Below are 25,206 nucleotides of genomic sequence, written 5' to 3'. Positions count from 1 at the left end.
AAAAGAAAGCATGGCGTTAGCGGCTCACTTTCACCGCGGTGCCGCTGACGGTCACCATCAGCATGCTGCCGTCTTTACCAACGGTTTCATAATCGATATCAATGCCGACCACCGCGTTGGCGCCCAGCTCTTTCGCCTGGTCTTCCAGCTCTTCGAATGCGATCAGGCGCGCCTTGCGCAGCTCTTTCTCATAAGCGCCCGAGCGGCCGCCGACGATATCGCGCACGCCGGCGAAGAAATCACGAAAAATGTTGGCGCCGAGGATCGCTTCGCCGGTGACGACGCCGCAGTATTCGGTGATGGTAAACCCTTCCAGGGTCGGGGTAGTTGAAAGCTGCATCAGAACTCCTTGTTTGATTAATTCAACGTATCTATGACCAGAAGATTGGCATTATGTTCGCTTAATCAATGGCACGCAGTACGAATGCAAGGCCAAAAAACGCATTTATACTGTAAGCTATCGGTCTTCATGGTAGAGACTTTCACATAAGGTAATAAGATGAAAACAAAAACGATTGCGGCTGTTTTACCCTTAGCGCTGTTGCTGAGTGCCTGTACCACGGTGGAACCGGCATACAAGGATATCGGCACCCGCAGCGGCAGCTGTGTGGAAGGCGGCCCGGATACGGTCGCGCAAAAGTTCTATGACCTGCGCATCCAGCAAGGTTCCAGCCTGCCGGACAGCAACCGCCTGGCGCAGCTGCAGCCTTATCTGAGCAAAGTGCTGTATCAGGATCTGGTCAGCGCCGCTCAAAATCCGGGCAAGCATCAGATAACCGGCGATCTGTTCTCCGGCAACGCGCAAGGGCCAAGCAGCGCGTCCGTCGCCAGCGCCTCGACCATTCCCAACACCGATGCGAAGAACATCCCGCTGCGCGTTGACTTGAGCTACCAGAAAGACGCCAACAGTACCGTGAACTGGCAAGACGAAGTGCTGATGGTGCGCGAAGGCACCTGCTGGGTGGTTGATGATATTCGCTACCTGAATGTTCCAGCACACGCCACCAACGGCAGCGTGCGTCAGGTGCTGGAAAACCGATAACCCGCACTCCCCGGCCGACGCGGACCCGCCGCGTCGGTCGTTCCCGTCTCCCCTTGCGCCGCTCAGATTTCGTCCGATAGAAAAAATTTCGCTACCGATCTCACAGCCTGCGCCACAAATCCCCTCCCTCGGCCTGAGTCGCGGTATCTTGTGCTAATCTTTTACTGTCTCGCCGCACACTCATAAATTTTAACGCACAAAGATTGCATAAGTATTCTGTGGAAGTTAACATTTGCGGCATCAATGTCTATTCAATTCTGGCGCATGAGTATTCAACTTAACGGTATCAATTGCTATTACGGCGCTCACCAGGCGCTGTTTGACATCACGCTGGAATGTCCAGCCGGGGAAACCCTGGTGCTGCTTGGCCCAAGCGGCGCCGGGAAAAGTTCATTGCTGCGGGTGCTGAACCTGCTGGAAATGCCGCGTTCGGGTCAGCTAAAGATCGCCGGCAACCAATTCGATTTCAAGCAGGCGCCGGGCGAAAAAGCCATTCGCGAACTGCGGCAAAATGTCGGCATGGTCTTCCAGCAATACAACCTGTGGCCTCACCTCACCGTGGTCCAGAACCTGATCGAAGCGCCTTGCCGCGTGCTGGGTCTGACCAAGGCTCAGGCGATGGAGCGCGCCGACAAGCTGCTCAAGCGTCTGCGCCTGACCGACTTCGCCGATCGCTTTCCGCTGCACCTTTCCGGCGGCCAGCAGCAGCGCGTAGCGATCGCTCGCGCCCTGATGATGGAGCCGCAGGTGCTGCTGTTCGATGAACCGACCGCAGCGCTGGATCCGGAAATCACCGCCCAGATCGTCAGCATCATTCGCGAACTGGCCGGCACCGGCATCACTCAGGTGATCGTCACCCACGAAGTGGAAGTGGCGCGCAAGACCGCCAGCCGCGTGGTGTACATGGAAAACGGCCATGTAGTGGAGCAAGGCGACAGCAGCCACTTCACGCAGCCGCGGACCACCGAGTTTGCCAACTACTTATCACACTAACAATTAACTTGCTGTAATTTGGGGAGTTTGCGATGAAAAAACTAATAATCGCCGCCGTTCTGGCCGGCATCAGCGTTTCCGCCTCCGCAGCCGAAACCATCCGTTTCGCTACCGAAGCCTCCTATCCTCCATTTGAATTTATTGACGCCGGCAACAAAATTCAGGGTTTTGATGTCGATCTGGCCAACGCGCTGTGCAAAGAGATGCAGGCCGAGTGCACCTTCACCAATCAGGCGTTCGACAGCCTGATCCCAAGCCTGAAGTTTAAGCGTTTCGATGCGGTCATGGCCGGTATGGACATCACGCCGGAGCGTGAAAAACAGGTGCTGTTCACCAAGCCGTACTACGATAACTCGGCGCTGTTTATCGCGCAGAAAGGCAAAATCGCCGACGTGGCGGCGCTGAAAGGCAAGAAAGTGGGCGTGCAAAACGGCACCACCCACCAGAAATACCTGACCGACAAGCACCCGGAAATCACCACCGTGCCTTACGACAGCTACCAGAACGCCATTTTGGATCTGAAGAACGGCCGCGTTGATGCGGTGTTCGGCGATACCGCGGTGGTCAACGAGTGGCTGAAGCAGAATGACGCGCTGGCGGCAGTGGGCGCCAAAGTGACGGACAAAGACTACTTCGGCACCGGCCTCGGCATCGCGGTGCGCCAGAAGAACACCGATCTGCAGGGCAAGTTCAACGCCGCCCTGGACAAGATCAAGCAGGATGGGACCTATGAAACCATCTACAAAAAATGGTTCCAGCAGTAATACGCCCCGATGAATGAATTACAACCTTTAGCAAGCGCCGCCGGCATGACCGTCGGCCTTGCCGTTTGCGCCCTGATCCTCGGGCTGATTCTGGCGATGCTGTTCGCCGTATGGGAATCGTCCCGCTGGAAAGCGGTCAGCTGGCTCGGCACCGCCTGGGTGACCGTGCTGCGCGGCCTGCCGGAAATCCTGGTGGTGCTGTTTATCTATTTCGGCTCGTCGCAGCTGCTGCTGATGCTCTCCGACGGCTTTACCCTCAACCTCGGTCTGTTCCAGCTGCCGATTCAGTTGGCGATAGACAATTTCGAAGTCAGTCCGTTCCTGTGCGGGGTGATCGCTCTGGCCCTGCTCTATTCCGCCTACGCTTCGCAGACGCTGCGCGGCGCGCTCAAAGCGGTGCCGCAGGGGCAGTGGGAATCCGGCCAGGCGCTGGGACTCGGCAAGGCAGCGATCTTCTTTCGCCTGATCATGCCGCAGATGTGGCGCCACGCCCTGCCCGGCCTCGGCAACCAGTGGCTGGTGTTGCTGAAAGACACCGCGCTGGTGTCGCTGATCAGCGTGAACGATCTGATGCTGCAAACCAAGAGCATCGCCACCCGCACCCAGGAGCCTTTTACCTGGTATGTGATCGCGGCGGCCATCTACCTGCTGGTGACGCTGTTCAGCCAATACGTCATCAAACGCATTGAGCTGCGCGCCACGCGCTTTGAGCGGGGGCCGGTCTGATGATTGAGTATTTACCGGAGATCCTCAAAGGGTTGCATACCAGCCTGACGCTGACCGTCGCCGCGCTGATCGTCGCTCTGCTGCTGTCGCTGCTGCTGACGGTGATCCTGACGCTAAAAACGCCGATCCTGACGCCGCTGGTCAAGATCTACGTGACGCTGTTCACCGGCACGCCGCTGCTGGTGCAGATCTTCCTGATCTACTATGGTCCCGGCCAGTTCCCGGCGATCCGCGACTACCCGTGGCTGTGGAACCTGCTGTCGCAGCCCTGGCTGTGCGCGATGATAGCGCTGGCGCTGAACAGCGCGGCCTACACCACGCAGCTGTTCTATGGCGCGGTACGCGCCATTCCCGCCGGGCAGTGGCAGTCGTGCGAAGCGCTGGGCATGTCGCGCCGGCAGACGCTGCGCATCCTGCTGCCGTTCGCCTTCAAGCGCGCGCTGTCGTCTTATTCCAACGAAGTGGTGCTGGTGTTCAAAAGCACCTCGCTGGCTTACACCATCACGCTGATGGAGGTGATGGGCTACAGCCAGCTGATGTATGGCCGTACCTACGACGTCATGGTATTCGGCGCCGCAGGCCTGGTGTACCTGTGCGTCAACGGTCTGCTGACGCTGCTGATGCGACTGGTGGAGCGCCGCGCGCTGGCGTTTGAACGCCGCAACTGAGGCCGCCTCCCCCTATGAGCCCCGCCATTGTGCGGGGCTTTTTTTTATCCCCACGCAATATTTAATCATTCATATTGCATTTTAATGCACTCAGTGGCAGGGTTATCAGCAGACGCACGCGCAAAAACCTCTGGCGATTACCAGTAAAAACAAACGATAGCGAAATAATCACTTTCAGGATCCAGACAGGAGCTCTACGCATGAAAAAACTGCTGCTTGCCGCGACGATGTTGGCCGGAATGACCTTTAACGCCACCGCAGCCGAGACTATCCGCTTCGCCGCCTCCGCCACCTATCCGCCGTTCGAATCGCTGGACGCCAACAACCAGATCGTCGGCTTCGATATCGACTTGGCCAACGCGTTGTGCAAACAGATGCAGGCGCAGTGCACTTTCACCAACCAGGCGTTCGACAGCCTGATCGCCGCGCTGAAATTCAAAAAATACGATGCGGTGATTTCCGGTATGGATATCACGCCGGAGCGCAGCAAACAGGTCGCCTTCACCCAACCTTACTATGCCAACTCGGCGATTGTGATCGCGCAAAAAGGCAAGTTCAGCTCGCTGGCTGATCTGAAAGGCAAAAAGCTCGGCATGGAAAACGGCACCACCCACCAGAAATACATGCAGGACAAGCACCCGGAGATTAACACTGTCTCTTACGACAGCTACCAGAACGCTATTCTGGAGCTGAAAAACGGCCGTATCGACGGCGTCTTCGGCGATACCGCCGTAGTGAACGAGTGGCTGAAAACCAACCCGCAGCTGGCGCCGGTCGGCGAACATATCACCGATGCGCAATACTTCGGCACCGGCCTCGGCATCGCGGTGCGTCCGGACAATCAGGCGCTACTGGCCAAGCTGAACGCCGCGCTGGACGCCATCAAGGCCGACGGCACCTACAAGGCCATCAACGACAAATGGTTCCCGCAGTAAGTCCGCATGTGGAGTCGCCATCCTTCGGCGGCTCCATCCGATTGCCACCCCATTCGGTTAGTGCTAAATTTGATACTAAATTTAGCATCAAGGATAACATCATGACGGTTCAACCCATTCTTGCCGACTCGGCTGTCAGCATCAGCGATTTTAAGAAATCGCCCAACGCCGCCCTTAAAGAGGCACAAGGGCAACCGGTCGCCGTCCTGACCAACGGTAAGATTTCGGGATATTACGTCTCTCCGGAAACCTGGGAGGCGATCGCGGAATACCTGGAAGATATTGAACTCGCTGAAATCGTTCGTTCACGGATGAACGGCAAACGCATTAAGGTCAATTTGGATGACTTATAAGCTTGAATTCGAAGAACATGCGCTGAAGGAATTTAAAAAACTGTCCCCGGTGATCCGGGAACAGTTCAAAAAAAAGCTGGCATCGGTGCTGGTTAATCCCCACGTCCCCGCCAACAAACTCGCCGGTTTGCCCGATTGCTACAAAATCAAACTCAGAGCCTCAGGCTTTCGTTTGGTATATCGCGTCATGGAAACGGAGATCGTGGTTCTGGTCCTGTCTGTGGGCAAACGCGAACGTTCAGCGGCTTACACGGCTGCCAAAAAGCGCCTTTAACGCCGCACCAACAGCGTCAACACTTCGTAGTGCGCGGTATGCGGGAACATGTCGAACAACTGCACCCGTTCGATGCGGTAGCCCGGCAACATCTCGATATCTTTCGCCATGCTCTCGGCGTTGCAGCTGGAATACAGAATGTAATCCGGCGCCATCCGGCTCAAATAATCGCACAGCGCCTGGCCGATGCCGCGGCGCGGCGGGTTGACCAACACCAGCTGCGGCACCTGCCCTTCGGCGGTGGCGAAGCGGGTGGAATCGAGCGCCTGAAAATCGACCTGCAGTAACCCCAATCGCTGCGCCGACTGACGCGCGCAGGCGATCGCTTCCGCGCTGATTTCGATGCCGGTCAGGCGAGTTTGCGGCTGCGCGCAGTGCAGACCGAAACCGCCGACGCCGCAAAACAGATCCCACATGCTGTCGATACCCAGCGCGCGCACCCAGTCGCGGGCGGTGGCATACAGCTCGGCGGCCACCTGCGGGTTGGTCTGGAAGAAGCTTTGCGGGCGGATGAACAACGGCACCTGATTGAACTGTTCCTCCAGCGCCTGCTGTTCGGTCAGCGCAATCTCGCGCTCCCCTTCCATGATCGCCATATGCACCGGCTGAATATTGGCGGAGATCACCTTGAGCTGCGGCAGCTGCTGCTGCAGCCACGGCAGCGCGGCGCGCAGCTGCGCCAGCTTGGTTTCCGAGCGCAGCACGAAGCGCAGCATCACGCCGCCGTCGAGCGTGCTTTCGGTCAGCAGCAGGTATTTCAGCTCGCCGCGTTTGCGCGCCACGTTATACGGCGTCAGGCCGGCGCGGGCGATGAAGCTTTTCAGCACCGCAAACATCGGCGCAAAGCCGGCGGGATACAGCGGGCAGTCGCTCAGATCGACCGGCGTGCCGTCGCGGTGCAGCATGCCGAGCAGCGGGCGCTCCACGCTGCCGCTGACCACCATCTTGGCTTTATTGCGAAATGCGCTCAGCTCCCCCGCCGCCGGCTGCAGCCACTGCGCGACATCGCGCCCGGCCAGCAGCGATTGCAGGTGATGCTGTTTGTCGGCCAGCTGCTGCGGATAGGGCTTTTCCAGCCACTGACAGGAACGGCAGGTGCCCGCCGTATACAAAGCGCAATGCATGAAGATACCGTGAAGTCCAGGATGACGAATTAAGGGCGCAGAGTTTACCACTCCGCGCGCCTAAAATCTCACTTGCGCGCGGTGAAGAAGCGGCGGCTGGCGGTGGGGACGAACAGCAGCGCCAGGATCACCGCGTCGGGGATCTTTTGCAGGATCAGAACGTGCAGGATTTGGCCGCTGGTTTCCCCTTCCACGGTGAACACCTCGGGGAAGACGCTGCCGATGGTGGCCAGCAGCAGGTAAAGCACCACGATGCACTGACAGGCCACGTAGCCCCAGCGCCCCCAGTTGCGGCCGCGCATCACCGCAAAACCGCAGCTGATTTGCAGGCACAGCAGCATCAGCCCGGCCAGAAAGATAAAGGTGGAATCCCACGCCTGCGCGCTGGTGCTGACAAACTCCTTCGCGCCGTCGACGCCCAGCTCGCCCAGCAGCAGCACCACGCTGATACACTTGATCGCCACCATGGCGGTGCCCGCCACCATCACCGGCACCGGCGCATCCGAAGTCGATCTTATTCCCTGCCCGCTTTTCAGCATGTCTGACATATCCGTGTTCCGCTACGACGCGCCACTGCCCCTACGCCTTTCGCATTGCCGCGTTGTTGGCGGCAGTGTGAAATTCATTGGAGCCATTCAAATGGCGCATGTAAAGTCAGGTAGTTAGTTGCAATACTTATTGATTGCAAAAATAGCAGGTTTGTTACGATTCAGCTACGGGCCGCCCGCTGCAATTCACGCGATCGTTGTTTTTCCGAGCGCGCCATAAACCACCAGGCGATCAGGCCGAGAATGCCCACCACCAGCAGGATCAGGCTGGCCAGCGCGTTAATTTCCGGATTCACCCCCATGCGCACGCTGGAGAACACCAGCATCGGCAACGTGGTGGCGCCCGGGCCGGAGACGAAACTGGCGATCACCAGATCGTCCAGCGACAGGGTAAACGCCAGCATCCAGCCGGAGATCAGCGCCGGCGCAATCATCGGCAAGGTGATGACGAAAAACACCTTCAGCGGCGGCGCCCCCAGGTCCATCGCCGCCTCTTCAATTGAGCGATCCACCTCGCGCAGGCGCGAACTGATCACCACCGCCACATAAGCGGTACAGAAGGTGACATGCGCCAGCCAAATAGTGAACATGCCGCGCTCCGACGGCCAACCGAAGGCGTGCCCCATCGCCACGAACAGCAGCAGCAACGACAGGCCGGTGATCACGTCCGGCATCACCAGCGGCGCGGTCAGCATAAACGCAAAGCCGGTCGAACCGCGAAAGCGGCCGAAACGCACCATCACCACCGCGGCGATGGCGCCCAGCACCACCGCGGCAGTGGCGGCGGCGGCGGCGATGGTCAGGCTGAGCCCCACCGCGCTAATCATCGCCGAATCGTGAAACAGTTCGGTATACCAGCGCGTGGACCAGCCGGCCCACACCGTCACCAGCTTGGAGCTGTTGAAGGAGTAAATCACCAGCATCAGCATCGGCGCATACAGGAAGGTAAAGCCGACAGTCAGGATGGCGATGCGCCACGGTGAACGTACTACCGGCAAGTTGTTCATGCCTGGCCTCCCATTTCCTTGTTCTGGTGCTTGTGGAACCACAATATTGGCACGATCAGCAACAGCAGCATGATGGTGGCGACCGCCGAGGCCACCGGCCAGTCGCGGTTATTGAAGAACTCCTGCCACAGCACGCGGCCGATCATGATGCTGTCCGGCCCGCCGAGCAGCTCCGGGATCACGAACTCCCCCACCGCCGGAATGAACACCAGCATCGAGCCGGCGATGATGCCGCCGCGCGTCAGCGGCACGATCACGCTGAAAAAGGTTTTCAGCGGCCGGGCGCCCAGATCCAGCGACGCCTCCACCAGCGAGTAATCCAGCCGGATCAGCGCCGTGTAGATCGGCAACACCATAAACGGCAAGTAGGAATAGACGATGCCGATATACACCGCCAGGTTGGTGTGCAGGATCACCAGCGGCTGGTCGATCACCCCTAACCACATCAGAAAGTTGTTCAGCGTGCCGTTGTTTTTCAGAATGCCCATCCAGGCATAGACGCGGATCAGGAACGAGGTCCAGGAAGGCAGGATCACCAGCAACAGCAGAATGTTGCGGGTCGACGCCTTGCTGTGGGCCACCGCCCAGGCCAGCGGATAGCCGATGATCAGGCAACACAACGTCGAAACCGCCGCCACGCGCAGCGACTGCAGATAGGCGTCGATATACAGCGGATCGTCGGTCAGCTGCAGGTAGTTGGCGAAGTTGAGCGCGATGTTCAGTTTGCCGTCCACCCAGCTCATCAGCTCGGTGTAGGGCGGCACCGCCATCGCCAACTCCGCCAGGCTGATCTTGAACACGATCAGGAAAGGCAGCATAAACAGCAGCGTCAGCCATAAATACGGCAGCGCGATCACCAGCTTGCGGCCATGGGCCATCAGCAGGCGATGGAACAGCGCCCTGAGGGCGCCAGGCGCTTTGGCCGGCGGTTCCGGCGCGCGTTCAGAAAGCAGGGTCATACGGGTTACTCCTCACCGGCTCCACTACACCGTCAACACGACGCAGCTGTCGGTTTCCCAACATAGACGCACTTCATCGCCCCAGGTGGGCATCCCCTTGCGGAAACGATGGCCGTTTTGCAGCTGGGCGCTGATGATCTGCCCGCTGTGCAGCTTCACGTGGTAGATGGACAGATCGCCCAGATAGGAAATGTGCGCCACTTCCCCCACCGCGAAGTTGCAGCCGTCTTCCGGCACTTGTTCGCACAGCAGGATCTTTTCCGGCCGCAGCGCAACCTGGATCGGCACGCCGTCCACCACCGAGGCGTCCGGATCCACTTTGATCGCATGACGCAGCCCCGGGCTTTGCAGGATCAGCGCATCGTCGTGACGCTCTTGCAGCACGCAGTCGAAGACGTTGACCGAACCGATAAATTCGGCGCTGAAGCGGCTATTCGGATGTTCGTAGATCTCTTCCGGCTCGCCGATCTGCACGAATTTGCCGCGGTTCATGATGGCGATGCGCCCCGCCATGGTCATCGCCTCTTCCTGATCGTGCGTCACCATCACGCAGGTGACGCCGACGCGCTCGAGAATGTCGGTCACTTCCAGCTGCATGCGATCGCGCAGCTTCTTGTCCAGCGCGCCCATCGGTTCATCCAGCAGCAGCAGTTTGGGCCGCTTGGCCAGGCTGCGCGCCAGCGCCACCCGCTGCCGTTGGCCGCCGGAAAGCTGGTGCGGTTTGCGCTTGGCATACTCCTGCATGTGCACCAGCGCCAGCATTTCCGCCACCCGTTCGGCGATCTCCGCCCGCGGCATTTTGTCCTGCTTAAGGCCAAACGCGATGTTCTGCTCCACGGTCATGTGCGGGAACAGCGCGTACGACTGAAACATCATATTGATCGGCCGCTGGTACGGCGGCACATGCGACATATCCTGCCCGTCGAGCACGATCTGCCCTTCCGTCGGCTGTTCAAAACCGGCCAGCATGCGCAGCAAGGTGGACTTGCCGCAGCCGGACGGGCCAAGCAGCGCAAAGATCTCACCCTTATAGATGGTGAGGCTGACGTCTTCGACCGCATTCTGCCCGTCGAAGGTTTTGGTGAGGTTACGGATTTCCAGCAGAGGGGTGAAAACCTTCTGCGACTTGGCTTGAGGACGAGGAATAGCGTCGTTCAATCGGGGTGCTCTCCGGCGTAAAGCGGCACAAAACCACGGCGAGCGCCGTGGCCCAAAACGGCAATGCAGGCGGGAAACACCCGCCTGCCGGTTTACCGACGATGGGGGGCTCCCCCATCATCACTTCCCGCTTTTAACTTTAGTCCATGCGCGGGTAATGACACGGTCCAGCTTCGGCGACTGCACGTTGAGCGTGAACAGCTTGGCGCGCAAATCGGCCGGCGGATAGACGTTCGGGTTATCGCGCACTTCGGCGTTCACCAGCGGCGTGGAATCTTTCACCGCATTGGCGTAGTAAATGTGGTTACTGATGTCCGCCATCACGTCCGGCTTGAGCAGGAAGTTCAGGAACTGGTAGGCGGCGTCCTTGCTTTTGGCGTCCGCCGGCATGGCGAACATGTCAAAGTAGGTCAGCGCCCCCTCTTTCGGGATCGCATAGGCCACATTCACGCCGTTCTTCGCCTCTTTGGCGCGGTTGGCCGCCTGCATCACGTCGCCGGACCAGCCGATCGCCACGCAGATGTCACCGTTCGCCAGATCGTTGATGTACTGAGAAGAGTGGAAATAGCGGATGTTCGGCCGCAGCTTCAGCAGCAGATCGTTGGCCGCGCCGGTGTAGTCCGCCGCGTTGGTGCTGTTGGGATCTTTGCCCAGATAATGCAGCACGGTAGCGTAGACTTCGCTCGGGGCATCGAGGAAGGAGACGCCGCAGCTCTTGAGCTTCTCCAGGTTTTCCGGCTTGAAGATCAGATCCCAGCTGTTGACCGGCGCGTCTTTGCCCAACGCCGCCTTCACCTTGTCGACGTTATAGCCGATGCCGGTGGTCACCATCATGTAAGGGATGCCGTATTTGTTGTCTTTGTCGTTATGCGCCACCAGCTTCAGCATCTCGGGATCGAGATTTTTGTAGTTGGGGATCTTGCTCTTGTCGAGCGGCTCGAAAATGCCGGCCTGCGACTGACGCTCGAGGAAGTTGGATGAAGGGACCACCAAATCGTAACCGGTGCTGCCCGCCATCAGTTTGCCTTCCAACACTTCGTTGGAGTCAAAGACGTCGTACACCACTTTGATACCGGTTTCTTTCTGGAATTTGGCCAGGGTATCCGGCGCGATATAGTCGGACCAGTTATACACGTGCAGCGTTTTCTCTTCGGCTGACGCCGTGACGGACGCGGCCATCAACAGACCGGCAACCACACCCGATAACCACTTTTTACGTTGGGTGACCATCCGTAACTTCCTCCAAAACAGGGTAAATCATAGAATTGAACTTGTATCTGCAGCGATACAAAACCTTTCCTGATTGAGCGCAATCGTTGCAACCGCGAAATGAATGGCTATGCATATGATTGCATGCGCCTTTTTGCACTGCCCTGCTCGCGTGGTTACAAGGGAAATCGCAAGCCCTTTGCAGAATCAGCAGCATAGCCGCTGCCATCGCAACCCGCCAGCCCCCAGGGTAAAAAACGCCATTTATCGATTTTTTATGCAATTTTTCTCTATGTGATACGGCATTAACGGCGTAAAAGCCGAGAAAGATCGGGCGGCAGAGGCCAAAGTGCAGAATATTTAATTGCGGAGGGGAGTCACGGCAGCATGCCGCCGGAGCGACGGCATGCTTAAGGTACAGCGAGGATCAGTGCAGCATCGGCTGACGCAAGGCGCCAGCGGGGATCTCTTCTTCGTCCCCCATAAACAGCAGATCGTTCGCCCGCGCCTCGAGGATGACCATCGAGACCTGCTCTTCGCCCTGCTGCATGAAGTGGGTGAACTGCTCGTAGGTGATGCCGACCGCCACGCTCAGCGACTGGCAGACGATCAGCTTCGGCAGGTTGTCGTCCTGAATGTCGACAAAGGCCTTGATGGTCAGCGAGCTGGCGTTGATCTGGCTCAGATCCGCCACCAGCGGGATCAGCGCGGTCGGCTTCACCTCGGCCAGCGCGGAGAACAGAATGACGTTGTCCACCAGATCTATCTTGGCGTCGAACACGCCGTCGAAGTTCTGCATGTGCGGCAGGTGCAGCGCCTGGCAGGAATCGCACTCAAAGAAAGAAATGCCCGACTGATCCAGCCAGCGCCGCAACAGCGCCAAATCGGGGACAATGAGTGAATCCATAATAACCAGCCTCACAATATTCAAAACGCGAAAAGGCGCATAGCTTACGGAATATTCACCCGATACGCCACGATCAATGCGGCTTAATTCACTAATTAAGATATTGCTCGGCGGGAAAAGCGCAACGCGCGTACCGTCAGCCGCCCGATTTCAGGCGGAACCCCGGCCGGCCGCGCTGCTCGATGTATTCGATCATCATGCCGGCAATGTCCAGCCCGGTAGTGGTTTCCACCCCTTCCAGCCCCGGTGAGGCGTTGACCTCCATCACCAGCGGGCCGCGCTCGGCGCGCAGGATATCCACCCCGGCGACGTCCAGCCCCAGCGTGTTCGCCGCTTTGACCGCAATCGCCCGCTCCCTGGCGGTGATGGTCACTTTGCGGGCGCTGCCGCCACGGTGCAGGTTGGAACGAAACTCGCCGGGCTTCGCCTGCCGCTCGATGGCGGCCACCACCCGGCCGCCCACCACCAGGCAGCGCACGTCGCGGCCCTGCGCTTCGCGCACGTACTCCTGCACCAGAATATGGGCGTTCAGGCCGCGAAAGGCGTCGATCACGCTTTCCGCCGCCTGGCGAGTTTCCGCCAGCACCACCCCGATGCCCTGCGTGCCTTCCACCAGCTTGACCACCAGCGGCGCGCCGCCGACCAGTTCGATCAGATCGCCGGTATCGTCCGGTGAATGGGCGAAACCGGTGATCGGCAGATCGATACCCTGCCGGGCCAGCAGTTGCAGCGAACGCAGCTTGTCGCGGGCGCGGGTAATGGCCACGGATTCGTTGAGCGGGTAGCTGCCGAGCAGCTCGAATTGGCGCAGCACCGCGGTGCCGTAAAAGGTGATGGCGGAACCGATGCGCGGGATCACCGCGTCATAACGCTCCAACTGACGGCCGCGATAGTGAATGGTCGGCGCCGCCGGGTTGATGTTCATATAACAGGAAAGCGGATCGATGATATCGATGCTGTGCCCGCGATCTTCCGCCGCTTCACGCAGCCGCCTGCACGAATAGAGCGATCCGTCGCGAGAAAGAATGGCAATTTTCACTCGTCACCCCAAAAAAGGCCAACGCCTGCCCCGCAGGCGGGTTAGCGGCCGCGGCGCTCAGGCGCGCGGATCGCTGTCCTGATGATTTTTCGATGCGTCCGCATCTTGCGGCTTACGGCGATCGTTTTCCGGCGGCAGGCCGCCGCGCATCAGCGGCCCGAACCCCTGCACCACGCGCCATACCAGAAACGCCGCCGCCGGCACCATCAGCGCCACGCCGAGGAAAATCATGCCGACCGCCGCCTGCTGCGACGCCAGCCAGCCCGGCAGCTGCAGGTGCCCGTGAATGCTGAGGTAGGCCAATACCAGCATCACGATGCCCAGCCCTTCCAACACCAGCACCGGGCGCGGTAAGTCACCGAATGAACGCATATTTTTCTTCTCCAGAAGGTCTGCCCCCAGTGTAGTGAATTCCCGTCGGCGGCGACAGCCCCGGCAGACTAATTGGTTACATGAATCAGATTAACAGGTAATTCCTGCTTTTTTTTCACCGCCTCAACGGGCATAGTAGGCGCCATCTGACGCAGGTAATGACTTTTTCGGTGACGGGATGTCGTTGCGGTAGCGAACAATTTTTTGAAAATCCAATTAAGGAGCGTTGCATGTTTGCAGTAATCTTCGGGCGTCCTGGCTGTCCTTATTGTGTCCGCGCTAAAGAACTGGCGGAAAAACTGACTGAAGAACGCGACGATTTCAACTTCCGTTACGTTGACATCCACGCGGAAGGCATCACCAAGGCCGATCTGGAAAAAACCGTCGGTAAACCGGTTGAAACCGTGCCGCAGATCTTCCTGGATGAGAAGCACATCGGCGGTTGCACCGATTTCGAAGCTTACGCTAAAGAACACCTGAACCTGTTCCAGTAAGTTTTTGAACGACAAAAAAGGCGCTTAACGCGCCTTTTTTTATTGCCGCTGCCGCCGATGCAGCTGCTGGAGCGTGTGCAACAGACCGAGGGCGAACAGCATCAGCATCGCGCCGAACACGCACCAGAACACCGCGCTGGTGGCGTAAGCCAGCTCCTGCCAGAACGAATAGGACGGCGTCAGCCAGAAGTGACGGATCAGCAGGCAGAGCGGCAAGGCATAAAGCGCCCCCAGCAGCGGACACAGCAGCCGCTTGCGGCTCGACAGATAGCTGGCGATCGCGCCGGGGATCACAAACAGCAGCAGGCCGGTTTCCCCGTGGTGCTCATGATCCGTGCTGCCGAACAGGCCGGTTTGCTGGCCGAGAAACACCAGGTTGAACAACAGAAAACAGCTGAGAATGCCCAGCCAATATCGATAACTCGTCATGCGAATTCTCCCCCGCCCAATTACCGCATCAATAGAAATCAGCCCGGCCACCCGTCAGGTGACGCTGAACCGAATTTTTTCCTTGGTCAAAAGAGAGTTAAATGCGCACGGCGGCGCAGGAAATCAGCTTTCTGTGCTGGCTGTCATCGGTCATAGCGTCTAGAATGAACGCCGCCGAACGATGGTTCGCTTCGCTTTCTGCTGGTGGTGATTTATGACGTCGTTTTAAGGCTGAATTTATCTCTTATAGTTATCTATATCAAGCACTTACTGGTAAACAATAAGTTATCCTCCGTGAACATAAACGTCGCTAGTTTGTTAAACGGTAACTACATTCTGTTACTGTTCGTGGTACTCGCGCTGGGGCTGTGCCTCGGTAAACTCCGTCTGGGCTCCGTCCAACTCGGTAATTCCATTGGCGTTTTAGTGGTTTCCCTGTTGCTCGGCCAGCAACACTTCGCCATTAACACCGAGGCGCTGAATCTCGGCTTCATGCTGTTTATTTTCTGCGTCGGGGTGGAAGCCGGGCCTAACTTTTTCTCGATTTTCTTCCGCGACGGCAAAAATTACCTGATGCTGGCGCTGGTGATGGTCGGTTCGGCGATGGTGATCGCCATCGGTCTCGGCAAGCTGTTCCACTGGGACATCGGCCTGACCGCCGGCATGCTGGCCGGCTCGATGACCTCCACGCCGGTGCTGGTGGGGGCCGGCGATACGCTGCGCAACACCATCGTCAACGGCCCGGCGCTGCTGGCGGCGCAGGATCATCTGAGCCTCGGCTATGCCCTCACCTACCTGATCGGTCTGGTCAGCCTGATTTTTGGCGCGCGCTACCTGCCGAAGCTGCAGCACCAGGATCTGTCCACCTCCGCCCAGCAAATCGCTCGTGAACGCGGCCTGGACACCGACAGCCAGCGCAAGGTCTACCTGCCGGTGATCCGCGCCTACCGCGTCGGCCCCGAGCTGGTGGCCTGGGCCGACGGCAAGAACCTGCGCGAGCTGGGCATCTACCGCCAGACCGGCTGCTACATCGAACGCATCCGCCGCAACGGCATTCTGGCCAACCCGGACGGTGACGCGGTGCTGCAGGTGGGCGATGAGATCTCGCTGGTCGGCTACCCGGACGCCCACGCGCGGCTGGATCCGAGCTTCCGCAACGGTAAGGAAGTGTTCGATCGCGATCTGCTCGACATGCGCATCGTGACCGAAGAGATCGTGGTGAAGAACAGCAACGCAGTGAACAAACGCCTGAGCCAGCTGAAGCTGACCGACCACGGCTGCTTCCTCAACCGCGTGATCCGCAGCCAGATCGAAATGCCGATCGACGACAGCATCGTGCTCAACAAAGGCGACGTGCTGCAGGTGAGCGGCGACGCGCGCCGGGTGAAGAGCGTGGCGGAGAAAATTGGCTTTATCTCGATTCACAGCCAGGTGACCGATCTGCTGGCGTTCTGCGCCTTCTTCATCATCGGCCTTTTGATCGGCCAGATCACCATACAGTTCAGCAACTTCTCGTTCGGCATCGGCAACGCCGCCGGCCTGCTGATGTCCGGCATTATGCTCGGCTTCCTGCGCGCCAACCACCCGACCTTCGGCTACATTCCGCAGGGGGCGCTGAACATGGTGAAAGAGTTCGGCCTGATGGTGTTTATGGCGGGCGTAGGCCTGAGCGCCGGCGCCGGCATCGGCCACAGCCTGGGCGCGGTCGGCGGCCAGATGCTGATCGCCGGGCTGATCGTCAGCTTGGTGCCGGTGATTATCTGCTTCCTGTTCGGTGCCTACGTGCTGCGCATGAACCGCGCCCTGCTGTTCGGCGCGATTATGGGCGCCCGCACCTGCGCACCGGCGATGGAGATCATCAGCGATACCGCGCGCAGCAACATCCCGGCGCTGGGTTACGCCGGCACCTACGCCATCGCTAACGTGCTGTTAACGCTGGCGGGTTCACTCATCGTGGTGCTATGGCCGGGCATACTCGGCTGATCGATTAGCGGGAGAGATGGATCGGCGATAAAAATATTTTGATTTTTTTGTCGCCGGCCAGAACTTTCGTTGGGGGCCGCAGTCTGAATTAGTGCCACTGCTTTTCTTTGATGTCCCCATTTTGTGGAGCCCGATAATCCCGCCTTTTAGGTTCAAGATTATCGGGTTTTTTGTTGCTTTTAAAAAATACCCTTTTAAAACAAACCATTAAAAACCGATGCCGTAGCTAATGGCGATAAAATGGCGACAGTGCTTTTGCACATCCACTTTGCACACTCATTTCAAGCCGAAAACTCTCAAATCATTTGCATTGATGGATGTTAGCAAACTTGCAATGATTAACTTATCAAGTCAATTTGGTTTAGCCACAGGAGGCGGCGTATGACTGAAAACGAAAAAGAATTTAAAGGCGGCCCATACTCGCGGGTTTTAACAGAGGATTTCTTCAAGTTTCTTGATAAAAACTCAGTAACAACGAACTGCGTTATGTGTGGCAACGGCGTATCGATAGTGTCAGAGACGTCGAAAGCAAATCTCGCAAATCCCTATCAGACAATTACTTATGTCACTTTATTCAAACATGTGCCGGTTATTCCAACAGAGCATGTTTTAAACTATTATTATATGCTTCACTGTGAGAAATGCGGCTTCAACACCACATTCTCGGCGCACAGGGTCCATAGTTGGCTAACCGCGCAACAAGTTAAGGAAAGCACGGAAGGCAAAGATGAATGATAATATATATCAATTAGATAATCGTCGTAGGGGTAGCAATGACGGTAGTAACGGCGGAGGAGATATGCCTGGTGATTTGGAAAAAAGGGTCGAAAAACTTGAACTTCAGATAGGTGAAATCAAAACTGATCTCGCTAAATTACTCGTTCGCTCAGAAAATTTTGCAACAAAAGCAGACCTTGCTAACTACAGTGCATCATCTAAAACAGACATCCAAACTCTACGTACCGAGATGCACCAGGCAATGGTTGGCGTTCACAAAGAAATTTCTACTCAAACGAAGTGGATTGCTGCAACTTTAATCGGCGTCGCAGCAATTTGCATGACTGCTGCAAAGTTACTTTTCTAATGAAGTAATTTCAGTTTGAGCAAAACAGCCGCATGGCCTCTAAACCCTTGCGGCATCTGGCTTACCACATTCTGCCAGCATTTCTTGGCGATCCATTCCAACCACGCCACGATCCACGTAATATATATTTATTCCATATTTTTCAATGCATTGTGCTTTACACCCATAACGCCACGCGATCCGAAAACTGAAAAACACTGAAATTCTTTTCAATCTTTTCAGTTTGGGTTTGCTCGCAAAGCCCCAGGCATGGCGCGGCCCGGCGGGGTGTTTTGTAGAAAATCAGAACTGAAAAAATTTCCTGATCCAAATTGCGCAGGCGGGTGCGGTGTAGTGCCGTTTTCGTGGGCAAGATGTTTATTTCGTGGGGTTTCTGCCGCGCTGGCGGCACGCTGCTGCGGTGATCGGATTTATTCGCGTGGGATTGTCGCCGGGCTGGAAAGCGGCTCAGAATGGCGCACAGGCGGCCAGATTGCGGGCATGAAAAAGCCCGCGCGGGGCGGGCTGGTGCTTCCTGGTGTTGGCTTTCTTGTTTGTTCAATTTCTACACGGTTACGCGCTCAAAAGATAATTGGTTGTGTAGATCAATTACTCATTATTGATCGGTGCGGGCGATCAATATTTAGCCCTATCCAATCACGGGCGCGTATTTGTCTTTCAGCTGGCTGGACTTCGTGCCGGCGGCGCTGATTGCCTGCGCGTTCTGCGGTGTGCCGGTGTTGCTGTGGGTGTGGGCGGCAGTCTGCTGCGCCAGCTCCTGCACCACCTCCAGCGTTTCCAGCATCAAGGCCATCACGTTGATTTGCTGGCTCCCCACCCACACCACCGGGGCGATCACGTCTTGGCGCGCTGCCGCTATGCTGCTGCGGATTTTGCCGATCTTCTCCATCAGGCTGCCGGCCACCGCCGTGGTGGCATCGCCGCCCACGCTGGCCACTGCGTTGGCCTGCGTCGCTACGCTGTAATCGCCCTCTGCGATGTGCTGCACCGCACCGGCCAACAAGGTGGATGTGCCCAGCACCGTGGTTTTATCGTTAGCCTGCACCGTTGTGCCCCTGGCCACCACGGTGCGCGTTTCCTCATCGGCCTGAATTTCCCTGGTCATGGAGTTTTCACGGATCGCCTGGTCGGTTTTCCGCTCCCAATCCCCTGCCTGCGTCACCCGCTGGGAAACCTCCTCCCGTTGCTGCTGTAGCTGCTCGCCGGGCTTCACATCCGGCAGCGTGTTGCCCTGGGCCAGCGTCTGCCGGATAAACGGCTTATCAGGCCGCCCATCAGTAAAAGCCACCTCAACCAGCGTTCCCACCGGCGGAAACTGGAACATGCCCGAATCCTGGCCCGCCATTGGCACCGGCAGCGGCACCGCTGGATAAATCGGCGTGTTTTTTGCCGGCTGGCCGTCTGCGTCCAACAGCTGCAAATCCACGGCGTAGCGTGGCCGGAACGGATCGGCCAGGTCACCACTGGTCACCGCCTCCGCGTGGGCCTCTACCCTGGCGAATTTTGGCAGATGCAGTCCCGCCGACAACTCCGGGTAAGCCGCATCAATCTGGCGCTGTGCCGGCGTCATGGCCACGGCCTTGCCCGTCAGCGGGTTTACCGCCAGCCAGGTGATCGTGGTGTCGTCGTTTTCCAGGCGAACACTCGACAGCCGGCGGCCATTGACCACCACACCAGGGCGCAGCGCCTGCACCATTGGCAATGTCATGCTGTTGCCGCCAGCGCGCGCCTGGCTAAACTCGGCGGGAATATCCACCGGCTTGCCGGCAAACATGGAATGCGCCCAGCTCCCCAGGAACACGCCGCCATCCGGCAACGGTTGCCAAACGTAATCAGGCACGCCAAACGCGGCCCCCAGATTGGCCAACAGCTGATAACCCGTCCCGCTATGGGTGAAGTGGGGGATCGGCTTGTCCAGGTAATCCGCCTGCGCCGGCAGCGCGATCGTTATTCCGCTGTTTTCCTCCAGCCAGCTGGCCACCTGGCGCAGCGTCGGGTGTTGGAACGAACACGGCCACAACCTTTCAAACACGCCGGCCAGCTCTCGCACAAACAACCGCTGAAAACCGTTCTCTGCCGGCTGCGCGCGCTCCACATACCCGGTGAACCAACGCAAAAGGCTATCCGTATAGCCGGCATCCAGGCGCACCAGCTTGCCGGTGTAGTCCGTTTCGGTCTGCGCGGTGATAAACCCGCGCCCGCAGCCGTTCAACTCCAGCACCAGGTTAAGATCAACCAGCGGCACCGCATCCCCGGACAAAATCAGACGCTTAATCGGTTTCATTCGCCCCCCACCACGCCGGCCAACGCATCATCCGCCGGCTTCAAAACACGGCGCTCGAACCAACTCAATTTCTGCTCGTCTTCTGCCGCTGCGCCCTTCCCGTTTACCTGCCCATTCGCGCCTGGCGTCTGTTTTTTGGCGGCGGTTTTGCTGCCCTCCCGCGCGTCTTTCTTTTCCGGCACGCTCAAATGCTCGCGCATCGTGAATGTCACCAGCCAGGCTTGCTTGCCGTCCTGTTTCGGCGCGTCAATCGAACCGGTGAACGTCGCCAGCCTAAAGTTAATGGCCTGGGCGGTATGGTTGGCCACACGGTAGCGTTTCAACTTGCCGCCCTCCGTGGCCTCCGCCAGGGCAAACAGACGCGTTAACACCTTGGCTTCGCTAAACGGGATCATGCCGGAAATGCGCAATTCCTTGGGCTTGATGCCCTGTTCGGCGTTCGCCGTGCTCGAGGTCTGCCCGGATTGGTCTTTATCTTGAAACTGCATCATCGGCGTCACCATGATCCCTTTAAGCGGGATAGCTTCACCATTAAGCGCCAGCGTGACTATCGTCATGGATCATCGCCTCCAACTGCCCTAAATCCTTGCCTACGAACAACACCGCCAGGGTAAAAACCGCATCCTGGTGGGGAACATCCTTTTTCATCGCCGCGCCAACGCTGGCGGCGGCCCCTTTCGCCGTAAACACCCACGCCGGCGCGCTTTTTCCCTGTAACGCCGTCATGGCATCGCTCACCATCGCCAGGGCGGATTGGCGAGCCTCGGCAAAGCCGGCCAAAGCCGACTGCAAGCCGCCAACACTCGCCCCAAGCGCCGCGCCCGCCTTGGCTTCTGCGATACGCTGCGCATTCATCGCCAGGCGCTGCGCACTGGTCGAAAGCACCGCCGCCGCCGGCAAGCCGCCGCCCATCTTCCCAGGCAGTTGCATCCGGGTAACGGCCTGCGTGGCCGCCGTCTGCGCCATGCGCTGCACCTGGTTTAACGCCGGCAGCGGCAGCACCCCCGACAGCGACGCCACCAACGGCATAAACTCGGCGTGTGAGTTGGCGCAGATCATAAACACGGTGGCGGTGATTTCGGCCCCCTGGCCGGCCAGCTTGCCCGCCAGGTAATCCACGGCGTTGGTCGGGCTGAGGTAACTACCAGATGCCTCTTGCCGCCCTACGCCATAAACCCACGGATGCGCCGGCACCATCGAGCACGTCAGCGCCTGCATATCACCAGGCATCCGCAAAACAGCCTTACGCCACACTCGGCACCTCCGGCCAGGTGATTTTGTCCGCGTGTTCCACATCGATGCGATTGAGCAAAACCCGATATTTCTTCCAGGCCAGCAACGCCGCTTTCTCTGCTTCTGACGCAATCCCCAAATCATCCGCATCCTGTAAGGGGGCGATCGCCTTGCCTGCCTTTTCCAGTAGCAGCCCTTTTTTCCAGGTGGCTGCAGCGGTCTGCGTTTCCTTTGCTGGAGCGGGAATATCAACCCAGCACGGCAAGCCGCGCTTATTTGCGCCGCGCTCTTTTCCTTCCGGGCCTTGCATACAATATTTTTCCCACACCTGATCGCTAACGGGCTTTACATCCTCCGGCCAATTACCGTTTGCCTCATAGCTTTCTTTATCTTCGTAAACATAAAAAGCCTTGGTCGTTGCGCTAAATCCATAGCTCATCGTTACACCCCCACCGATTGCCAAAACACGACCTGTTCTTGACCATCCATCATTGCATTAAACCCGTTGTTATCCAGATCCCGCCCCTGGATATTGACCCGACTATCGCCGAACCAATTCCCATTGGAACTGGCCAACGTCAGTTGCACACCGAAGCACTCCCGCACATAAGCGCGTGGGAAACCGACACGGTTTACATAGTCCACTCGGTTAACCACCCCGCCTTGAATAATGAACCCCGTCACCTCGTCCTTGTACCACCAGGCATTGCGGCCGCCGGCAACAGCTGAACGGCTGTTTACATAGTCAATAGTTGCCCTGGCCCCAACATCACGGTTGTACGTCCCCCAATCAACGCGGCCGTTAAAGTTCTGGTTCAACCAGTTGCTGAGATAACCGCCCCAGATAGAGCCACTGATATTGCCATCAACCTGATAGGCGGCTCCGCCTGCATACAAATTACCGGGGGCCACAAACTGCTTAGTGTTCGGATCAAACCGCCAGATAGCCTCTGCGTTGTTATCCCCCCGCACATGAATGCAGGGCTTAGCAAAGCTGCCTGCCCCATCCATCAGATAGCCAAAGCTAACAGCGGTTGGGTAACCCTGCCCTTTTCGGGTGCTTTTGCCTTTGACCAACGGGACATAGCGGCCACCCTCGACAACATCCCAATTGTAATTTTCCTGATAGAAAGGGGCTTTGGTGTCGAGTTGCGAGGAAAACGCGCCGCTCCCTTCTGGAGGTGCGCCCGTTGGCGTTGACAGATATTTCGCCGTAATTTCGGCACTGCTCGTCAACGTTCCCGAAAGCTGGCCGCCTTTCCTGGTTAGATAGCTTTCCCAGCCGGTGAATCCGCCGTTCACATCCGTTGCAACATAGAACTTGTTCGCGCTGCCGTGGGCGATAAACAGATAGTGGATAAATTTCCCGTTACCGGAGGCCGTGCTTAAATTGGTGCCGTTGGTAGTCACATACAGCGTTCCCCACGCAACAGGCGTCCAAGAGCTATTTTCCACGCTCCATACGCCTGGAGACGTCGGCTTTTCTGCCCCGGTAAGCACACGGGCAACCCCCATCCGCGCAGCAAAGTTATTGCTGTGGTCGGCGGCCTTCACATCGCTAATTGTCGGTTTGTAGTCCGTGGTGTACACCCGCGCCCACTCAGTAGAGCCAGGGCTATCTTTCCGCATGGATCGCAGGTAGAAAGAGCGGTCACCCGACCCCACCAAAAATTGCACGTTGCGAAACTCGTTTGCCTTACCGGTAAACAAAACCCCCATGCCACCCGGCACCGGATACCCCTTATGGGTGACCTCCGCCAACGATTCAACGGTAAATCCGTTGGGGCGGTTCACATCGCTATCCGCGTTCCCCGTAGCCCCATCAGGAAATACAATGCGCGGCACCGTCAGCGGCCCGATCATGGTGTCGCCGGCCTGTTTAACAAAACGCCCGTCTGCCTCGGTCTTGTTCCAGGCGTTCACATCCGACGCCAACAAGTTAACGTCACCGGTCAGCGGCTTACCGTTCACGCGGATAGAGCGCAGGGCATATTTCTGCGCCGCCTGGGCATCAGTCAGCGCACCAACATCCGCCGCCGTGGGCTTATTCGCCGGCGAGTAAACGCGGGCGTTACCATCCCACACGGATGCGCCAGTGATCCGCCCCTTGGCCGAGAATGACCCGGTGCGCACGTTCAAAAACGCCGTGCGCCCCTGGATCCCTTCCCCTTTGCAGGTGTTGAAAAAGCCAAGGCCATACCAACTTTTCACATCCACATTGCAGGTTTCATAGCTGGCCCCATCCCCGTTCCCAGGGAAAAGCCCGCCCGGCTTAGAACTCCAGCTATTTGCCACCGTCACGCCGCCGGATGCCTGGATTTCCTTCTTGAACTCGCCGCCCAGCGTGGCCGATACCGCGTCCACATCCTGCGCTTTCGGCTTAAATCGCGTGGTGTAAACCTGGAACCAGGTCACCCCGTTATCGGGAATATTCGACCGACCGATAAAAGCATCAGCGTTATTCTGCACCGCCAGATAGCCGCCTGACGGGCCACCGTCGCACGGCAGACTTAAGACGCCATAAACCTGATTGCCGGGGGCATTTTTCGAGGTGTTGTTTAACCGGTAGATTTCGCCCTGGTTACAGTAAGCATCATCACGATGCCGGGCACCCATGCCCAGGCCAAACGCCCCGACCTCCATCACATTGCCACCTTCTACGCCCACGTTGCGCGTGGCGGCGGTGCCCAGGCCCAGACTCCCCCGGCTTTTCGCCTTGTCCTTGAGGGAGGCCAAGTTATCATCCTTGCGCAAATAGGCATCATTGCCGGCCTGGTCGGACAGGGAACCTTGCGGGCGCAGGTCGGTAATGTTGCCGGCGGCGTCGATACTGGCCACCGCAAACACATAGTGCTTAAAGCCGGCGTTATCCGTGTAATCCGCCGCAGTGGCCGCAACGGTGAATTTCACCGCCGCCGCCCACTGGCTTACCACGTTGCCCTGTAAACTCACATCAACCCACACCTTGATAGGCTTGGCCGTCACGGTAATGTTTTGGTTGGCCGCCAGCACCGCGCGCAGCCCGCCCACATAGCCGGTGCCTGCGGTCACGAAATACTGCGCGCCGGCCTTGGCCACCAGGAACCCATTACCAAAGAACGCGCCGGCACCGTAGTGATCGCGGTTAATCAGGCGCTGCATCTCATCGATGCCGCCCAGGCGCGCGGTAAAGTCGATCTGCCAGGTTTCCGCCGGCGTGGTGATCGCCGTCTCGCTGGCCGCGCCGTCATACTCCATCACAAAGGAGCGGGTGATCGCGTTGCCCTGCTGGCCGGCATGATTGGCCACCTTGCGTTGCGTCGGCGCATGAACAATCATCGCCACCGTGTTGCTGGCCTTGTTCACCAAGCCAATCCAGTTGAAGTCAAAATCGCCCACCTCGGTGCCCAGGGTGACCGAATACACCACGGCATTGTTGTTCACGACGCCGGTTTTGTTCACTGCCTGGCGGTGCACAATCTGGCCCGCCGGCGGCATCCCTTCTTTGCGGTCAATCGGCTTACCGGCATCGAGGCCCGGCACGTTGGCGAAAACGAACTCATCCAGCACCACGCGGGAAACGTTCACAGCTTCTTTTGCTTTCCATTGCTCAAAGGCAAAGGTGATCGCGGTTTGTGACAT

The 25,206-nt window shown here is 58.1% G+C and carries 29 protein-coding genes; 12 read left to right on the top strand and 17 right to left on the bottom strand.

Features of this window, described 5'->3' with window-relative positions; all coding sequences use genetic code 11:
• Positions 1-16 precede the first annotated feature (16 nt).
• Positions 17-340 carry a heavy metal-binding domain-containing protein gene (locus EDY99_RS05425; protein ID WP_004928400.1) on the bottom strand — a complete coding sequence of 108 codons (324 nt, stop codon included), beginning with the start codon at positions 338-340 and terminating at the stop codon, positions 17-19.
• A gap of 159 nt (positions 341-499) precedes the next feature.
• On the opposite strand from EDY99_RS05425, the gene EDY99_RS05420 reads away from it, so the two are divergent.
• The 8 genes from EDY99_RS05420 (at position 500) to EDY99_RS05385 (ending at position 5,755) form a co-directional block, all read left to right on the top strand.
• Positions 500-1,042: a lipoprotein gene (locus EDY99_RS05420; RefSeq protein WP_033642535.1), complete on the top strand. Its 543-nt coding sequence runs from the start codon at positions 500-502 to the stop codon at positions 1,040-1,042.
• Positions 1,043-1,306: 264 nt separating this feature from the next.
• Entirely contained in the window at positions 1,307-2,035 is a 729-nt protein-coding gene (gene artP, locus EDY99_RS05415; RefSeq protein ID WP_089192582.1) for an arginine ABC transporter ATP-binding protein ArtP, read from the top strand.
• A 32-nt stretch (positions 2,036-2,067) separates the two neighbouring features.
• Positions 2,068-2,799: an arginine ABC transporter substrate-binding protein gene (gene artJ, locus EDY99_RS05410; protein WP_004928409.1), complete on the top strand. Its 732-nt coding sequence runs from the start codon at positions 2,068-2,070 to the stop codon at positions 2,797-2,799.
• Between the two features lie 9 nt (positions 2,800-2,808).
• Positions 2,809-3,525: an arginine ABC transporter permease ArtQ gene (gene artQ / locus EDY99_RS05405; protein WP_025159684.1), complete on the top strand. Its 717-nt coding sequence runs from the start codon at positions 2,809-2,811 to the stop codon at positions 3,523-3,525.
• Entirely contained in the window at positions 3,525-4,193 is a 669-nt protein-coding gene (gene artM / locus EDY99_RS05400; protein WP_025302241.1) for an arginine ABC transporter permease ArtM, read from the top strand. Before artQ ends, artM begins: the two co-directional genes overlap by 1 nt.
• Before the next feature lie 200 nt (positions 4,194-4,393).
• Positions 4,394-5,128 carry an arginine ABC transporter substrate-binding protein gene (artJ, locus tag EDY99_RS05395; RefSeq protein ID WP_015377297.1) on the top strand — a complete coding sequence of 245 codons (735 nt, stop codon included), beginning with the start codon at positions 4,394-4,396 and terminating at the stop codon, positions 5,126-5,128.
• 101 nt (positions 5,129-5,229) lie between these two features.
• The gene (locus EDY99_RS05390) at positions 5,230-5,481 is read left to right on the top strand and encodes a type II toxin-antitoxin system Phd/YefM family antitoxin (protein ID WP_004928423.1); all 252 of its coding nucleotides are present in this window, start codon (positions 5,230-5,232) and stop codon (positions 5,479-5,481) included.
• Entirely contained in the window at positions 5,471-5,755 is a 285-nt protein-coding gene (locus tag EDY99_RS05385) for a type II toxin-antitoxin system RelE/ParE family toxin (RefSeq protein WP_033633469.1), read from the top strand. Before EDY99_RS05390 ends, EDY99_RS05385 begins: the two co-directional genes overlap by 11 nt.
• Here EDY99_RS05385 and rlmC read toward each other — a convergent pair.
• From rlmC to EDY99_RS05340, 9 genes are all read right to left on the bottom strand, one after another.
• Positions 5,752-6,879, bottom strand: coding sequence for a 23S rRNA (uracil(747)-C(5))-methyltransferase RlmC (rlmC, locus tag EDY99_RS05380; RefSeq protein ID WP_122004040.1), 1,128 nt, complete (start codon positions 6,877-6,879; stop codon positions 5,752-5,754). The genes EDY99_RS05385 and rlmC overlap by 4 nt on opposite strands.
• Before the next feature lie 68 nt (positions 6,880-6,947).
• Positions 6,948-7,427 carry a YbjO family protein gene (locus EDY99_RS05375; protein ID WP_047024958.1) on the bottom strand — a complete coding sequence of 160 codons (480 nt, stop codon included), beginning with the start codon at positions 7,425-7,427 and terminating at the stop codon, positions 6,948-6,950.
• Positions 7,428-7,588: 161 nt separating this feature from the next.
• On the bottom strand, positions 7,589-8,434 hold the full coding sequence (gene potI / locus EDY99_RS05370) for a putrescine ABC transporter permease PotI (RefSeq protein ID WP_033642528.1): 846 nt from the start codon (positions 8,432-8,434) through the stop codon (positions 7,589-7,591).
• Entirely contained in the window at positions 8,431-9,393 is a 963-nt protein-coding gene (gene potH / locus EDY99_RS05365; protein ID WP_042784087.1) for a putrescine ABC transporter permease PotH, read from the bottom strand. The genes potI and potH overlap by 4 nt, the downstream gene beginning before the upstream one ends.
• Before the next feature lie 24 nt (positions 9,394-9,417).
• On the bottom strand, positions 9,418-10,551 hold the full coding sequence (potG, locus tag EDY99_RS05360; protein WP_004938650.1) for a putrescine ABC transporter ATP-binding subunit PotG: 1,134 nt from the start codon (positions 10,549-10,551) through the stop codon (positions 9,418-9,420).
• Between the two features lie 120 nt (positions 10,552-10,671).
• Positions 10,672-11,781, bottom strand: a complete 1,110-nt coding sequence (potF, locus tag EDY99_RS05355) for a spermidine/putrescine ABC transporter substrate-binding protein PotF (RefSeq protein WP_033642524.1) — start codon at positions 11,779-11,781, stop codon at positions 10,672-10,674.
• A 406-nt stretch (positions 11,782-12,187) separates the two neighbouring features.
• Complete coding sequence (locus EDY99_RS05350; protein ID WP_047572081.1) at positions 12,188-12,667, bottom strand: YbjN domain-containing protein; 480 nt, start codon at positions 12,665-12,667, stop codon at positions 12,188-12,190.
• A gap of 136 nt (positions 12,668-12,803) precedes the next feature.
• Positions 12,804-13,706: a 30S ribosomal protein S6--L-glutamate ligase gene (rimK, locus tag EDY99_RS05345; protein ID WP_123061543.1), complete on the bottom strand. Its 903-nt coding sequence runs from the start codon at positions 13,704-13,706 to the stop codon at positions 12,804-12,806.
• A gap of 57 nt (positions 13,707-13,763) precedes the next feature.
• Positions 13,764-14,078 (bottom strand): YbjC family protein, encoded by a 315-nt coding sequence (locus EDY99_RS05340; protein ID WP_033642522.1) that lies wholly within the window; start codon positions 14,076-14,078, stop codon positions 13,764-13,766.
• Between the two features lie 230 nt (positions 14,079-14,308).
• Here EDY99_RS05340 and EDY99_RS05335 point away from each other — a divergent pair, with 230 nt between their 5' ends.
• Positions 14,309-14,572, top strand: a complete 264-nt coding sequence (locus tag EDY99_RS05335; protein WP_004938676.1) for a GrxA family glutaredoxin — start codon at positions 14,309-14,311, stop codon at positions 14,570-14,572.
• Between the two features lie 39 nt (positions 14,573-14,611).
• Here EDY99_RS05335 and EDY99_RS05330 read toward each other — a convergent pair whose 3' ends face one another.
• Positions 14,612-15,001 (bottom strand): inner membrane protein YbjM, encoded by a 390-nt coding sequence (locus tag EDY99_RS05330; RefSeq protein WP_033642521.1) that lies wholly within the window; start codon positions 14,999-15,001, stop codon positions 14,612-14,614.
• A 294-nt stretch (positions 15,002-15,295) separates the two neighbouring features.
• Between EDY99_RS05330 and EDY99_RS05325 the strand changes: the two genes are divergently transcribed.
• The 3 genes from EDY99_RS05325 (at position 15,296) to EDY99_RS05315 (ending at position 18,068) form a co-directional block, all read left to right on the top strand.
• Entirely contained in the window at positions 15,296-16,984 is a 1,689-nt protein-coding gene (locus EDY99_RS05325) for an aspartate:alanine antiporter (protein WP_004938680.1), read from the top strand.
• 381 nt (positions 16,985-17,365) lie between these two features.
• Positions 17,366-17,719 carry a hypothetical protein gene (locus tag EDY99_RS24500; RefSeq protein WP_164489261.1) on the top strand — a complete coding sequence of 118 codons (354 nt, stop codon included), beginning with the start codon at positions 17,366-17,368 and terminating at the stop codon, positions 17,717-17,719.
• Complete coding sequence (locus tag EDY99_RS05315) at positions 17,712-18,068, top strand: hemolysin XhlA (protein WP_241157690.1); 357 nt, start codon at positions 17,712-17,714, stop codon at positions 18,066-18,068. Before EDY99_RS24500 ends, EDY99_RS05315 begins: the two co-directional genes overlap by 8 nt.
• 157 nt (positions 18,069-18,225) lie before the next feature.
• On the opposite strand, the gene EDY99_RS24770 is transcribed toward EDY99_RS05315, so the two are convergent.
• From EDY99_RS24770 to EDY99_RS05285, 6 genes are all read right to left on the bottom strand, one after another.
• On the bottom strand, positions 18,226-18,609 hold the full coding sequence (locus tag EDY99_RS24770; RefSeq protein WP_241157689.1) for a hypothetical protein: 384 nt from the start codon (positions 18,607-18,609) through the stop codon (positions 18,226-18,228).
• Positions 18,610-18,696: 87 nt separating this feature from the next.
• Positions 18,697-20,352 carry a hypothetical protein gene (locus EDY99_RS05305; protein ID WP_123061541.1) on the bottom strand — a complete coding sequence of 552 codons (1,656 nt, stop codon included), beginning with the start codon at positions 20,350-20,352 and terminating at the stop codon, positions 18,697-18,699.
• Entirely contained in the window at positions 20,349-20,909 is a 561-nt protein-coding gene (locus tag EDY99_RS05300; protein WP_076741080.1) for a hypothetical protein, read from the bottom strand. Before EDY99_RS05300 ends, EDY99_RS05305 begins: the two co-directional genes overlap by 4 nt.
• Positions 20,884-21,582, bottom strand: coding sequence for a hypothetical protein (locus EDY99_RS05295; protein ID WP_241157688.1), 699 nt, complete (start codon positions 21,580-21,582; stop codon positions 20,884-20,886). Before EDY99_RS05295 ends, EDY99_RS05300 begins: the two co-directional genes overlap by 26 nt.
• Before the next feature lie 13 nt (positions 21,583-21,595).
• A complete protein-coding gene (locus tag EDY99_RS05290) occupies positions 21,596-22,024 on the bottom strand; it encodes a tail fiber assembly protein (RefSeq protein WP_123061539.1) in 429 nt (142 codons plus the stop codon).
• Positions 22,025-22,026: 2 nt separating this feature from the next.
• Positions 22,027-25,206, bottom strand: a complete 3,180-nt coding sequence (locus EDY99_RS05285) for a phage tail protein (RefSeq protein WP_123061538.1) — start codon at positions 25,204-25,206, stop codon at positions 22,027-22,029.

This window comes from Serratia sp. LS-1, assembly GCF_003719595.1.
Classification (GTDB): domain Bacteria; phylum Pseudomonadota; class Gammaproteobacteria; order Enterobacterales; family Enterobacteriaceae; genus Serratia; species Serratia ureilytica.
Note: the sequence above shows the minus strand (reverse complement) of the source record. Positions and strands in the feature narration are given on the sequence as shown.